At 55.6% G+C, this 14234-nt stretch carries 12 protein-coding genes; 6 read left to right on the forward strand and 6 right to left on the reverse strand.

Going from position 1 to position 14234, the window contains the following annotated elements; genetic code table 11:
* Positions 1–23 precede the first annotated feature (23 nt).
* From rbsB to kup, 5 genes are all read right to left on the reverse strand, one after another.
* The gene (gene rbsB, locus EnteroDNA1_RS13820; RefSeq protein WP_010426610.1) at positions 24–914 is read right to left on the reverse strand and encodes a ribose ABC transporter substrate-binding protein RbsB; all 891 of its coding nucleotides are present in this window, start codon (positions 912–914) and stop codon (positions 24–26) included.
* Between the two features lie 27 nt (positions 915–941).
* Complete coding sequence (gene rbsC / locus EnteroDNA1_RS13825; RefSeq protein ID WP_006808742.1) at positions 942–1907, reverse strand: ribose ABC transporter permease; 966 nt, start codon at positions 1905–1907, stop codon at positions 942–944.
* Between the two features lie 4 nt (positions 1908–1911).
* On the reverse strand, positions 1912–3417 hold the full coding sequence (gene rbsA / locus EnteroDNA1_RS13830; RefSeq protein WP_023309779.1) for a ribose ABC transporter ATP-binding protein RbsA: 1506 nt from the start codon (positions 3415–3417) through the stop codon (positions 1912–1914).
* 7 nt (positions 3418–3424) lie between these two features.
* The gene (gene rbsD / locus EnteroDNA1_RS13835) at positions 3425–3844 is read right to left on the reverse strand and encodes a D-ribose pyranase (RefSeq protein WP_003862392.1); all 420 of its coding nucleotides are present in this window, start codon (positions 3842–3844) and stop codon (positions 3425–3427) included.
* A 197-nt stretch (positions 3845–4041) separates the two neighbouring features.
* Positions 4042–5910, reverse strand: a complete 1869-nt coding sequence (gene kup / locus EnteroDNA1_RS13840; RefSeq protein ID WP_023309781.1) for a low affinity potassium transporter Kup — start codon at positions 5908–5910, stop codon at positions 4042–4044.
* A gap of 222 nt (positions 5911–6132) precedes the next feature.
* Here kup and ravA point away from each other — a divergent pair, with 222 nt between their 5' ends.
* Positions 6133–7629: an ATPase RavA gene (gene ravA, locus EnteroDNA1_RS13845; protein ID WP_023309782.1), complete on the forward strand. Its 1497-nt coding sequence runs from the start codon at positions 6133–6135 to the stop codon at positions 7627–7629.
* The gene (viaA, locus tag EnteroDNA1_RS13850) at positions 7623–9074 is read left to right on the forward strand and encodes an ATPase RavA stimulator ViaA (RefSeq protein WP_058842016.1); all 1452 of its coding nucleotides are present in this window, start codon (positions 7623–7625) and stop codon (positions 9072–9074) included. The genes ravA and viaA overlap by 7 nt, the downstream gene beginning before the upstream one ends.
* Here the strand turns inward: viaA and asnA are convergent, their stop codons facing one another.
* Positions 9075–10067 carry an aspartate--ammonia ligase gene (asnA, locus tag EnteroDNA1_RS13855; protein ID WP_045888253.1) on the reverse strand — a complete coding sequence of 331 codons (993 nt, stop codon included), beginning with the start codon at positions 10065–10067 and terminating at the stop codon, positions 9075–9077.
* Positions 10068–10218: 151 nt separating this feature from the next.
* Between asnA and asnC the strand changes: the two genes are divergently transcribed.
* From asnC to rsmG, 4 genes are all read left to right on the forward strand, one after another.
* On the forward strand, positions 10219–10677 hold the full coding sequence (gene asnC / locus EnteroDNA1_RS13860; protein ID WP_023333916.1) for a transcriptional regulator AsnC: 459 nt from the start codon (positions 10219–10221) through the stop codon (positions 10675–10677).
* 90 nt (positions 10678–10767) lie between these two features.
* Entirely contained in the window at positions 10768–11217 is a 450-nt protein-coding gene (gene mioC, locus EnteroDNA1_RS13865; RefSeq protein ID WP_069303442.1) for an FMN-binding protein MioC, read from the forward strand.
* A 374-nt stretch (positions 11218–11591) separates the two neighbouring features.
* Positions 11592–13481: a tRNA uridine-5-carboxymethylaminomethyl(34) synthesis enzyme MnmG gene (gene mnmG / locus EnteroDNA1_RS13870; protein ID WP_014072433.1), complete on the forward strand. Its 1890-nt coding sequence runs from the start codon at positions 11592–11594 to the stop codon at positions 13479–13481.
* Between the two features lie 106 nt (positions 13482–13587).
* Positions 13588–14211 (forward strand): 16S rRNA (guanine(527)-N(7))-methyltransferase RsmG, encoded by a 624-nt coding sequence (gene rsmG / locus EnteroDNA1_RS13875; protein ID WP_023309787.1) that lies wholly within the window; start codon positions 13588–13590, stop codon positions 14209–14211.
* Positions 14212–14234: the final 23 nt, after the last annotated feature.

Below are 14234 nucleotides of genomic sequence, written 5' to 3' on the forward strand. Positions count from 1 at the left end.
CCAGCGACTGCCTGATTCGCCTTTTACTGCTTGATGACCAGCTTCAGGTCAACTGGGTATTTAGCCTGAACTTTTTCGCCCTTCAGCACTTTGTCGGCAGTTTCAACGCCAGTGGCGCCAATCTGCTCAGGCAGCTGAGCGATGGTCGCAGCCAGTTTGCCATCGTTTACTGCTTTTTCACCATCCGGCGTACCGTCAAATCCGACAACCATCACATCAGATTTACCTGCGGTCTGCAGGGCACGCAGCGCGCCGAGCGCCATTTCGTCGTTCTGCGCGAATACCGCCTGCACGTCAGGGTGTGCGGTCAGCAAGTTCTGCATAACGTTCAGACCTTTAGTACGGTCGAAGTCTGCCGGCTGGCTGGCCAGCACGTTGAATTTGTGCGCAGCCACAGCCTGCTGGAAGCCTTCACCACGCTCGCGGGCTGCGGACGTACCGGCAATCCCCTGCAGTTCGATAACTTTCGCGCCTTCGCCGGCTTTCTTCGCGATGTAATCACCCGCGATTTTGCCGCCCAGCACGTTATCAGACGCAATGTGGCTAACAACTTCGCCTTTCGTTGCCTGGCGGTCCAGAGTAATCACCGGAATTTTCGCCTGGTTTGCCATTTTAACGGCGTTACCGACGGCGTCAGAATCGGTTGGGTTGATCAGCAGAATTTTGGTGCCGCGAACGGTTAAGTCCTGAACGTTAGCCAGCTCTTTCGCCGGGTTGTTCTGTGAATCCAGCACCACCAGGTTGTAGCCCAGTTTGTCCGCTTCTTTCTGCGCACCGTCCTTCAGGGAGACGAAGAACGGGTTGTTCAGGGTAGAGACAACCAGCGCGATGGTATCTTTCGCCATGGCGTTAGCACTTACGGTTGCGCTCAGCGCGACAGCAGAAACCAGGGTAGCCAGTTTTTTCATGTTCATATCTAAGATGTCCTGTAGTGTCGTCAGTTACTGTTTTTTGTTGTCTACCAGTACCGCCAGCAAAATTACCACTGCCTTAACGATCATCTGGTAATAGGAGGAAACACCTAACAAATTCAAACCATTATTCAGGAAACCGAGAATCAGTGCGCCGATCAATGTCCCAACAATGCGACCTTTACCGCCCGCAAGACTCGTACCGCCCAGAACCACTGCTGCGATAGCATCCAGCTCATACCCCGTACCCGCCGTCGGCTGCGCAGAAGAGAGGCGCGCCACTTCGATGATACCTGCCAGCGATGCCAGCAGACCGCACAGGGAGTAAACGATAATTTTGACTTTATTAACGCTGATCCCGGACAGGCGCGTTGCCGCTTCGTTACCGCCCAGCGCGTAAATATAACGGCCCAGACGGGTGTGGTGCAGCATGTACCACGCCGCCAGGAAGACGATAGCCATGATCCAGACCGGGGTCGGAACACCCAGCGGGCGACCGATACCGAACCAGCCAAACAGATCCGCGTTATCGGTAAAGCCGGTATTAACCGGGCTACCGTTGGTGTATACCATGGTCACACCGCGCAGCAGCAGCATCATCACCAGCGTGGCGATAAACGCCTGAACGCGGCCCTTTGCCACAATCACGCCGGTTACGGCACCAATCGCCGCGCCTGCCGCCAGGGCAGCGGCCACGGCCACCAGCGCGTTGACTTCAATGCCGACAATCGAAGCGGCGATCGCGCCGGTGAGCGCCAGCAGGGAACCGACGGACAGATCGATACCTGAGGTCAAAATCACCAGCGTCATGCCGACCGCCATAATGGCGTTCACCGATGTTTGCTGCAGAATGTTGAACAGGTTATTAACGGTGAAAAAGTTCGGGCTCATGGTCGACACAATCGCGATCAGCACCAGCAGGGCAATCAGCGATTTTTGTTCCATCAGCCATGCCTTTGTGAAATAGCGGCGACCAGAAACAGCCTGGGTAGTCATCTTCTTACTCCTGATTCACGCGATTAAGCTTGCCCACAGCGGCAGCCATCAGAACTTCCTGGGTGGCCTGCTCGCGAGTGAATTCACCGCCGAGATGCCCTTCATGCATGACGATAATGCGATCGCTCATGCCTAATACTTCTGGCATCTCGGAAGAGACCAGAATGATGCTCAGACCGTCGGCCTTGAACTGGTTAATCAGCTGGTAGATCTCTTTCTTCGCGCCCACGTCTACGCCGCGGGTTGGCTCATCGAGGATCAGCACTTTCGGGCGCGTCATCAGCCCGCGCGCAATCGCCACTTTCTGCTGATTACCGCCGGACAACAGGCCAATCGCCTGCTCCATCGACGGGGTTTTGACGTTAAAGAGACGGATAAAATCGCTGACCGCCTGCTGCTCATCTTTATGCTTCAGGCTACCGCCGCTATGGCTGAAATAGCGCAGCGCCGTCAGGGACATGTTCTCTTTAACCGACATCCCCAGCACCAGGCCGTCGCGTTTGCGGTCTTCGGAGATATAAACGATGCCGTTAGCCAGACCATCCTGCGGAGAGCGGGTGACCACTTCATGACCGTCGAGGGTGACATAACCGCTGGTGCGCGGCAGTGCGCCGTACAACACTTTCATCAGCTCGGTACGTCCGGCCCCCATCAGGCCCGCCACGCCCAGGATCTCGCCCTGGCGCAGGGTAAAGGTCACGTCGTTCACACCCGGACCGCAGAGGTTGTCCACCTTCAGGCGGATCTCACCCGGCGCTTTCTCCAGATGCGGATACTGATCTTCGAGCTTGCGTCCCACCATCATTTCGATGAGCGTATCTTCGGTCAGCGTGGCGACTTCGCGCTCGGCAATAAACTGCCCGTCGCGGAAGACGGTAACGTCATCGCAGATTTCAAAGATCTCTTTCATGCGGTGAGAGATATAGACAATCCCGCGCCCCTGCGACTTCAGCTCGCGGATCACGCGGAACAGGGATTCCGTTTCGGTATCGGTCAGGGCGTCGGTCGGTTCATCCATAATGATGACCTTCGACTCAAAGCTCAGCACCTTCGCGATTTCCACCATCTGCTGATCGCCAATGGACAGATCGCCGACCAGGCGGTCACTCTTAAAGCGCAGGTTCAGCTTCGCCAGCAGCTTGTCCGCTTCGGCATACATGGTTTTCCAGTCGATTTTGCCGAACCGGTTAACAAACTCGCGGCCGAGGAAGATGTTTTCCGCAATGGTGAGCTGAGGAATGAGGTTCAGCTCCTGGTGAATAATACCGATACCCGCTTCCTGAGAAGATTTTGGGCCATTGAAGGTAGTCTCTTTACCCAGCCAGACGAGTGAACCGGCATCGCGTTGATAGATACCGGTCAGCACTTTCATCATGGTGGATTTGCCGGCACCGTTTTCGCCCACCAGCGCCATCACGCGCCCGGGGTAGACGTTCAGCGCCGCGCCGGAGAGGGCTTTTACGCCCGGGAACGACTTATCGATCCCTTTGAGTTGCAGTAATGCGTCCATGATGGCCTCAGAATGTGACGCCAGCACAGAGAATGATATTCGCATACGGGGAACACTCCCCGCTGCGAATCACCGCCTGACTGTCTGCGGTTTGTTGTTTGAACTGTTCGTGCGTCGTGTAACGAATTTCTATGGTGTTTCCCTGGTGTTGTTGCAGTTGCTCAATATGGCTGAGCAACGTTTCGTGGAGTTGCGGATTATGTTGTTTGATTTCCGCCGCGAGAATGGCCGCCTCAACCTGCATCTCCGCCGTCACAACTTCCAGTACCTGCATAAACGAGGGTACACCCTGCGTTAACGCCATATCGATACGGGTTGTGCTGCGCGGAACCGGTAAGCCTGCATCGCAAACCACCAGCGTATCGGTATGCCCAAGACGGGAAATAACCGATGAGATTTCTGAGTTGAGTACCGTGCCTTTCTTCATTTTCTTGCTCCACTAGCGAAACGTTTCGCTGACATCAGTTTAATCTCAAGAATGTTCAGAAAACCATCATGACGTAACAGATTTGTGATCGACGTCGAAACGTTTCGCTAAGTGAAATGCAGAGACAATTATTGTGGGTTGGCGAGGGGTTTGGTAGGCCGGGTAAGCGAAGCGCCACCCGGCATTTTCAGAAGGGATTAGATCTCGACCTGCGTCCCCAGCTCAATCACGCGGTTAGGCGGGATCTCAAACTGGTCAGGCGCGCGCAGGGCGTTACGCTGCAGGATGAGGTACAGCTTGCCGCGCAGGCGCAGATACCACGGGCGCTTGCCGATGATCAGCGACTCGTGCGACATAAAGAACGACGTCTCCATCATCCGGCAGCTCAGTCCTTCCAGGCCGCAGCGGTGGAACACCTCTTCCACGTTTGGCGTTTCGCGCCAGCCGTAGCTTGCCACCACGCGCCAGAAGGTCGGCGACAGCTGCTCAATCTGCACGCGACGGACGTTATGAACATACGGCGCATCTTCCGTGCGCAGCGTCAGCAGGATCACCCGCTCGTGCAGCACCTTGTTGTGCTTGAGGTTATGCATCAGCGCGAACGGAATGACGTTCAGCGCGCGTGACATATATACCGCAGTACCCGGCACGCGGACCGGCGGGGATTTCTCCAGAGAAGCGATCATCGCCTCCAGAGAGTTCCCGTGCTCGTGCATGCGGCGCAGCAGGCGGAAACGCTCGCTTTTCCATGTGGTCATGACGATGAACATCACCAGACCCAGCGTCAGCGGCAGCCAGCCACCGGAGACAATTTTATCGAGGTTCGCTGAGAACAGCGGTACGTCGATACACAGGAAGCCCACCAGAATCATCGCCACGAGGAATTTATTCCAGTGCCAGTTTCGGTACGCCACCGTGGTGGAGAGAAGCGATGTCAGCACCATCGTACCGGTTACCGCAATACCGTACGCCGCCGCCAGGTTACTGGAGTGCTCGAAGCTGACGATAACAATAACAACAGCGAAATAGAGGAGCCAGTTAACGAACGGGATGTAGATCTGGCCCGACTCCATCTCTGAGGTATGAATGATGCGCATTGGCGAGAGATACCCCAGACGCACGGCCTGACGCGTCAGAGAAAACACGCCGGAAATCACCGCCTGGGAGGCAATGACGGTCGCCAGCGTCGCCAGGATCAGCATCGGCACCAGCGCCCAGTCAGGCGCCAGCAGGAAGAACGGGTTCTTGATCGCTTCCGGGTTTTTAAGCAACAGCGCGCCCTGACCAAAATAGTTCAGCACCAGCGACGGCAGCACCACAATAAACCATGCCACGCGGATAGGCAGTTTCCCGAAGTGGCCCATGTCAGCATACAGCGCTTCCACACCGGTGATGGAGAGCACGACGGCCCCCAGCGCCACGAAGGAAACCACTTTGTATTCGAGGAAGAAATGCACCGCCCAGTAAGGGTTCAGCGCATGCAGCACTTCAGGGTTCGCAATAATGCTGCGCAAGCCAAGCGCCGCCAGGATCAGGAACCAGGCCAGCATAATCGGCGCGAACAGTTTGCCCACCAGCCCTGTACCGTGCTTCTGGATCATGAACAGCAGCGTCAGGACAATAATGGCCAGCGGAACCACCCATGAATCGAGCTGCGGAGCGATAATCTCCAGCCCCTCAATCGCCGACAGCACCGAGATAGCCGGCGTTATCACCACTTCCCCGTAGAAGAAACTGCCGCCAATCAGGCCGATAATGACCAGCACAGAGGTCATCCTGGCCGAGGTATTACGCCCGGCAAGAGACATCAGGGTCAGGATCCCACCTTCACCTGCGTTATCAGCACGCATAACGAAGGAGAGATATTTAACGGAAACCACCAGGATCAGCAGCCAGAAAATGAGGGACAGGAAGCCAAACACGGCATCGCGTTCAACACCAAAACCAAACTGGCCGGACAGACATTCACGAAGCGTATAAAGCGGGCTGGTGCCGATATCACCGTAGACAACCCCGATCGCCGCAAGCGTTATTGCGGGTAATGATTGCTTATTATCAGTGCTCATAGACTAGTCTTTTCGTTTAAATAACAAATGTGTTCCCGGTCCCTTGGCCCACAAAAAGCGCACAGTATGCACGATTCATTGCAAAATCGTACCCCTAAATGCAACCGCATTAATGTAGCGCAAAGAAAATTGCGCCGCACTTCAGTCTATTACCAGCCCTGACTGAAACGTCTATACTCGCTTCAATTGGCCGCCACGACGGCGAAAGGATGCAAAACTATTATGGCTCACTCACATTTATTAGCAGAAAGAATTTCCCGCCTCAGCAGCGCGCTGGAAAAAGGCCTTTTCGAGCGTAGCCACGCCATCCGCCTCTGCTTACTGGCGGCGTTGAGCGGTGAAAGCGTGTTTTTGCTGGGACCGCCGGGCATTGCCAAAAGCCTGATTGCCCGCAGGCTGAAATTTGCTTTTCAGAACGCCCGCGCCTTCGAATATCTCATGACCCGGTTTTCCACCCCAGAAGAAGTTTTTGGTCCGCTCTCCATTCAGGCATTGAAAGATGAGGGGCGCTATCAGCGTCTGACAGAAGGGTATCTTCCGGAGGCTGAGATTGTTTTTCTCGATGAGATCTGGAAAGCGGGGCCGGCTATTCTGAACACCCTGCTCACGGCGATAAACGAACGTCGGTTCCGTAACGGCGCCAGTGAAGAGAAAATCCCGATGCGCCTGCTGGTGGCCGCCTCTAACGAACTGCCTGAAGCCGACAGCAGTCTGGAAGCGCTGTATGACCGTATGCTTATCCGCCTGTGGCTGGACAAAGTGCAGGATAAATCCAACTTCCGCTCCATGCTGGTCAGCCAGCAGGATGAAAGTGAAAACCCGGTATCCGCTTCGCTGCAGGTGACGGATGAGGAGTATCACCAGTGGCAGCAGGATATCGGCAAAATCAAGCTGCCTGACGCCGTCTTCGAGCTGATCTATCTCCTGCGCCAGCAGCTTGATCTCATCCCTTCAGCGCCCTATGTCTCCGATCGCCGGTGGAAAAAAGCGATCCGCCTGCTGCAGGCGAGCGCCCTGTTCAGCGGGCGTGATGCCGTCGCGCCAATCGATCTGATCCTGCTGAAAGACTGCCTCTGGCACGATGCAGAAGGCATGAACCTGATGCAGCAGCAGCTTGACGTTTTGATGACCGGGCACGCCTGGGGACAGCAGGCAATGCTCAACCAGCTGGGGGCGATTGCCCAGCGGCGCATCCAGCTCCAGCAGCAGCAAAGTGATAAAACCGCGCTGAAAGTGAATCGCCTTGGGGGCATGTTCGCCCGCAAACCGCACTACGAGCTTCCCGCGGATCTGACCGGCGCAACGCTAACGTTGCTGCTCCAGCAGCCGCTTAAACTGCATGATATGCAGGTGGTGCACATTACGATTGAGCGCGAGGCGCTGGCGCAGTGGCTGGATAAGGGCGGAGAGATCCGAGGAAAACTCAACGGCATTGGTTTCGCGCAGCCGCTGAATATGGAAGTGGACAGCAGCCAGCACCTGGTGATCCGCGACGTCAGCCTCCAGGGATCGCGTCTTGCGCTTCCGGGCACCGCCTCTGACAGCGTCCCCGAAGAGATTAAGCAGCAGCTGGAAGCGCTGGATACCGAATGGCATCAGCAGCACACCCGCTTTAGCGAGCAGCAAAAATGCCTCTTTATTCATAGCGACTGGTTAGGCCGCATCGAAGCCAGCCTGCAGGACGTCAGCGCGCAGATCAAACAGGCGCGTCAATGCTAACGCTGGATACGCTTAACGTCATGCTGGCCGTCAGCGAGGAGGGGTTGATCGAAGAAGTGGTCATTACCCTTCTGGCGTCGCCGCAGCTGGCGGCGTTTTTTGAAAAATTTCCAAAGCTTAAAAAGGCGATGACGGACGATCTTCCGCGCTGGCGCGATAACCTTCGCCAGCGGTTTAAGGAGACGGAAGTCCCGCCTGAATTGACGGAGGAGGTCGCCAGCTATCAGCAGTGCCAACGGCTGTCGACACCGCAGTTTATCGTCCAGCTGCCGCAAACCCTTACGCTGCTTGATAAAGTCCACTCTCCGTTTGCCAGCCAGGCGCGGGCGCTGGTTACGGATAACGCCACTTTTACCCCGGCGCTGCATACCCTGTTCCTACAGCGCTGGCGCCTCAGCCTGGTGGTTCAGGCCACAACGCTGAACCAGCAGCTGCTGGACGAAGAGCGTGAACAGCTGCTCAGTGAAGTTCAGGAACGGATGACGCTGAGCGGCCAGCTAGAACAGGTGCTGGTGGAGAATGAAAACGCAGCAGGGCGTCTGTGGGATATGAGCGCCGGCCAGCTCCGGCGCGGGGATTATCAGCTGATCGTCAAATACGGCGATTTTCTGGCGCAGCAGCCCGAGCTGATGAAGCTTGCAGAACAGCTGGGTCGCTCAAGGGAGGCAAAGTCGGTCCCAAAGAAAGATGCCCCGATGGAAACCTTCCGCACCCTGGTGCGCGAACCGGCGACCGTGCCGGAGCAGGTCGACGGGCTCCAGCAGAGCGATGACATTTTACGCCTGCTGCCCACGGAACTGAGCACGCTGGGGATGACCGAGCTGGAGTATGAGTTCTATCGTCGACTGGTGGAAAAACAGCTTCTCACCTACCGACTGCACGGCGAAGCCTGGCGCGAGAAAGTCAGCCAACGGCCGGTCGTCCATCAGGATTTTGATGAACAGCCGCGCGGGCCATTCATTGTTTGCGTGGATACGTCCGGTTCGATGGGCGGGTTTAACGAGCAGTGCGCGAAGGCGTTCTGCCTGGCACTGATGCGCGTGGCGCTGGCCGATCGCCGTCGCTGCTTCATCATGCTCTTCTCCAGCGAGGTAGTGGGCTATGAGCTGACGAACCAGCAGGGTATCGAGCAGGCAATCCGCTTCCTGAGCCAGCGCTTTCGCGGCGGCACGGATCTGGCCAGCTGCTTTCGCAGCATTGTGGAGCGTATGCAGGGAGGCGACTGGTACGACGCTGACGCGGTGGTCATTTCCGATTTTATTGCCCAGCGGCTGCCGGATGACGTGGTGAATAAGGTGAAGGAGTTACAGCGGGTGCACCAGCACCGATTTCATGCGGTGGCGATGTCAGCCCATGGAAAACCCGGCATCATGCGCATCTTCGATCATATCTGGCGCTTTGATACCGGGCTGCGTAGCCGCCTGCTCAGACGCTGGCAGCGTTAATTACAGAAGAGAACCGACGCTTTCACGTACCTGCTGCGGCCAGACGCCACACTGAACCTGACCGATATGGGGTAATTGCAGCAGCAGCATGGTCAGACGGGACTGGCCGATACCACCGCCGATAGTCTGAGGCATTTCACCGCGCAGCAGCGCCTGGTGCCACTCGAGTTTGAGACGATCTTCATCGCCGGTGACCGCCAGCTGGCGCTTCAGCGCGTCAGCATCCACGCGGATCCCCATAGAAGAGAGCTCGAATGCGTCTTCCAGTACCGGGTTCCACACCAGAATATCGCCGTTCAGCCCGGCAAATTCGCCCTCACCCGCAGTGCTCCAGTCATCATAATCCGGCGCGCGAACGTCGTGGCGTTTGCCATCAGACAGTTTGCCGCCGATACCGATCAGGAATACTGCACCTAATTCTTTGGCGATCGCACGCTCGCGGCCTTTAGCATCGAGATCCGGGAAGCGGCTCAGCAGCGCCTGGCTGTGAACAAAGTGGATCGTATCCGGCAGGAACGGCGCCAGACCAAACTCTTTGCTCACGGCCGCTTCGGTTGCTTTGATCCCGGCGTAGATCGCCTCAACGGTGGATTTCAGCGTGCCGACGTGACGTTCACCATCACCCATTACGCGCTCCCAGTCCCACTGGTCAACGTAAACGGAATGAATCGGTGAAAGGCGGTCTTCATCGGGACGAAGGGCTTTCATGTGCGTGTAAAGCCCTTCGCCCGCGCTGAAGTCGTGCTGTCCCAGGGTTTGACGCTTCCACTTCGCCAGTGAATGAACCACTTCGAACTGAGCGTCTGGCAGTGTTTTCACTTTCACCTGTACCGCTTTTTCGCATCCAGAGAGGTTATCCTGCGTCCCGTCACCCACGCGGCTCAGAATCGGCGCCTGAACTTCAATAAGGCCAAGCTTCTCTTCCAGCTGGCGGGAAAAATGGGATTTTACGAAACTGATCTGGCGTTGTTTGGCGATGTAAGCGGTTTTCATTATTTATACTCCTGCGTCCTGTTGATATTGATTAAGCAACAGAAATGGCATCATATTCAATAACTCATCAACAAAAAGCCACCTTCACTTTTGATTCGATAAAATTAAACGCTAGAATAGAGTGATTCATTAATCTTCATAAGAAAAAGCTATGGAAAATTATCAGATCGACAATCTCGACCGCGGCATCCTGGAGGCGTTAATGGCCAATGCCCGTACCGCCTACGCCGAGCTGGCGAAACAGTTTGGCGTCAGCCCGGGAACCATTCACGTCCGCGTAGAGAAGATGAAGCAGGCGGGGATCATTACCGGCGCACGCATTGACGTCAGTCCTAAACATCTCGGTTACGACGTCTGCTGCTTCATCGGCATCATTCTTAAAAGCGCCAAAGACTACCCTTCCGCTCTGGCGAAGCTGAACGCGCTGGATGAAGTCACCGAGGCGTATTACACCACCGGGCATTACAGCATCTTTATTAAAGTCATGTGCCGATCCATCGACGCCCTCCAGCAAGTACTTATCAACAAGATCCAAACAATCGATGAAATTCAGTCCACCGAGACGCTGATCTCCCTGCAAAACCCGATCATGCGTACCATCCGCCCGTGATCGGGCAAATTCATTCCCACATTTTCCACAGGTAGATCCCAGCTCGTTCACAGCGTACAATGGCCGTCTCTTTATCTGGGCGAGCGATCAATGGCGGACATTACCCTTATCAGCGGCAGCACCCTTGGTGGTGCGGAATACGTAGCGGAACACCTGGCTGAAAAGCTGGAAGATGCGGGCTTTTCTACAGAAACCCTGCACGGTCCGTTGCTTGAAGATCTCCCGACTGACGGGGTCTGGCTGCTGATCACCTCCACGCACGGCGCGGGCGATCTGCCGGATAACCTGCAACCTTTATATGACGAACTGCTGGAACAGCAGCCCGACCTGTCAAACGTCCGTTTTGGCGCGGTGGGGATCGGCAGTCGTGAATATGACACCTTTTGCGGGGCAATAGAGAAAGTTGAAGCCGCTGTTACCTCTTGTGGAGCAAAACAGCTGGGTGAAACGCTCAAGATCAACATCCTCGATCATGACATTCCGGAGGATCCAGCCGAGATCTGGCTCGCGGAATGGAAAAATTTACTCAAAAACGAGTAAAGATCGCGCGAACAGATGTGGATAACTCTGGTTAAAAGCTCGTATTAACCCGTAGTTATCCAAAGAACAACTGTTGTGTTGTTTTTGACCTGTGCATAAAATCGCGATCTGATCCCAGCTTATACTGCCCAGGATCACCGATCATTCACAGCAAACGATCCTTTCTAACTGCATGATCTTCTTTGTGAGATCGGACTTATCCACACAGGTTCACGATCCTAATAAGAGATCACAATAGAACAGATCTCTAAATAAAAAGATCTTCTTTTTAATAGCCCAGGATCCCAATGCTTTCTCGAAAGACTAAAGTTGAGTAGAATCCACGGCCCGGGCTTCAATCCATTTTCATACCGCTTTACGCGAGGCAGACCACCATGTTTTATCAGGATCCTTTTGACGTCATCATCATTGGCGGGGGTCATGCAGGCACTGAGGCCGCAATGGCCGCAGCGCGTATGGGTCAGCAGACCCTGCTTTTGACACACAATATCGACACGCTGGGACAAATGTCCTGTAATCCGGCGATTGGCGGCATTGGGAAAGGACACCTGGTAAAAGAAGTGGATGCACTTGGCGGCCTGATGGCGAAAGCGATCGATCATGCTGGCATCCAGTTTAGGATACTAAACGCGAGTAAAGGTCCCGCTGTGCGTGCGACCCGTGCCCAGGCAGACCGCGTGCTTTACCGTCAGGCTGTGCGTACCGCCCTGGAGAACCAGCCGAACCTGATGATCTTCCAGCAGGCGGTTGAAGATCTTATCGTTGAGAACGATCGCGTCGTGGGCGCCGTGACCCAGATGGGTCTCAAATTCCGTGCGAAAGCCGTGGTGCTGACCGTGGGCACCTTCCTGGACGGTAAAATTCATATCGGTCTGGATAACTACAGCGGTGGCCGTGCCGGCGATCCCCCGTCTATTCCACTGTCTCGCCGTCTGCGTGAACTGCCGCTGCGCGTCAGCCGCCTGAAAACCGGCACGCCGCCGCGTATTGATGCGCGCACCATTGATTTCAGCGTGCTGGCGCAACAGCACGGTGATAACCCCATGCCGGTGTTCTCGTTCATGGGCAATGCGGCACAGCATCCTCAGCAGGTACCGTGCTACATCACGCATACCAACGAGAAAACCCATGACGTGATCCGCAATAACCTCGATCGCAGCCCTATGTATGCTGGCGTGATCGAAGGGATCGGCCCACGCTACTGTCCGTCGATCGAAGACAAAGTGATGCGCTTCGCCGATCGTAACCAGCACCAGATCTTCCTGGAGCCGGAAGGACTAACCTCAAACGAAATTTACCCGAACGGCATCTCCACCAGCCTGCCGTTCGATGTACAGATGCAAATTGTTCGCTCAATGCAGGGGATGGAGAATGCGAAAATCGTTCGTCCCGGCTACGCTATTGAGTACGATTTCTTCGATCCGCGCGACCTGAAGCCAACCCTGGAAAGCAAATTCATCCACGGTCTGTTCTTCGCGGGGCAGATTAACGGCACTACCGGCTACGAAGAAGCGGCTGCACAGGGCCTGCTTGCCGGTCTGAACGCCGCACGCTTCTCTGCTGAGAAAGAGGGCTGGGCACCAGGCCGTTCTCAGGCGTATCTGGGCGTGCTGGTTGACGATCTCTGCACGCTGGGTACCAAAGAGCCGTACCGTATGTTTACCTCTCGCGCGGAATATCGCCTGATGCTGCGTGAAGATAACGCCGACCTGCGTCTGACCGAAATGGGCCGCGAGCTGGGTCTGGTCGATGACGAGCGCTGGGCGCGCTTCAACGAAAAGCTGGAGCGCATTGAACAGGAACGCCAGCGCCTGAAAACCACCTGGGTGAATCCGCAGGCGGAAACCGCTGCCGAAGTAAACGCTCACTTAACAGCGCCGCTGTCGCGCGAAGCCAGCGGGGAAGATCTGCTGCGCCGTCCTGAAGTCACCTACGAGAACCTGGTCAAACTGACCGCGTTTGCGCCGGGCCTGGAAGACGCTGAAGCGGCAGAACAGGTTGAGATCCAGGTGAAGTACGAAGGTTACATCGCGCGTCAGCAGGATGAGATCGAAAAACAGCAGCGTAACGAAAACACGCTGCTGCCGGAAATGCTGGACTACCGCCAGGTGACGGGCCTTTCCAACGAAGTGATCGCCAAGCTGAACGATCACAAACCGGTATCGATCGGCCAGGCATCCCGTATCTCCGGCGTCACGCCTGCGGCGATTTCGATTCTGCTGGTCTGGCTGAAAAAGCAGGGCATGCTGCGCCGCAGCGCGTAATGCCAGAACATTGCCCGGTGGCGCTGCGCTTACCGGGCCTGATGAACCCGTAGGGCGGGTAAGCGAAGCGCCACCCGCCATCTAAGTTTTCCAACAGGTATTCACCGTGCTCAACAAACTCTCTCGTCTGCTGGATCAGGCAGGTATTTCGCTCACCGATCACCAGAAAAATCAGCTGGTGGCCTATGTCGATATGCTGAACAAATGGAACAAAGCGTACAACCTGACCTCAGTACGTGACCCCAACGAGATGCTGGTACGCCATATTCTCGATAGCATCGTGGTTGCCCCGTGGCTGAAAGGTGAGCGTTTCATCGACGTGGGGACGGGACCAGGTTTACCGGGCGTTCCGCTGTCGATTGTTCGCCCTGAGAGCCACTTCACGCTACTGGACAGCCTCGGCAAGCGCGTGCGCTTTTTACGTCAGGTACAGCATGAGCTGAAGCTTGAAAACATCACGCCCGTGCAGAGCAGGGTAGAGGAGTTCCCGGCAGAGCCGCCGTTTGACGGGGTTATCAGCCGCGCGTTTGCTTCGCTCAACGATATGGTGAGCTGGTGCAAACACTTACCTGCGGAGAACGGCCGCTTTTATGCGCTGAAAGGGCAGTTGCCAGGCGATGAGATTGAACAGCTCCCGGACGGTTTTGCTGTTGAATCCATCGAGAAATTACACATTCCTCAGCTCGATGGGGAGCGTCATCTGGTGATAATTAAGCCAAACAATTTTTAAAAAATTAATAAAAAATGTGGAAT

This window comes from Enterobacter sp. HK169 (genome assembly GCF_001719105.1).
Lineage (GTDB): Bacteria > Pseudomonadota > Gammaproteobacteria > Enterobacterales > Enterobacteriaceae > Enterobacter > Enterobacter asburiae_B.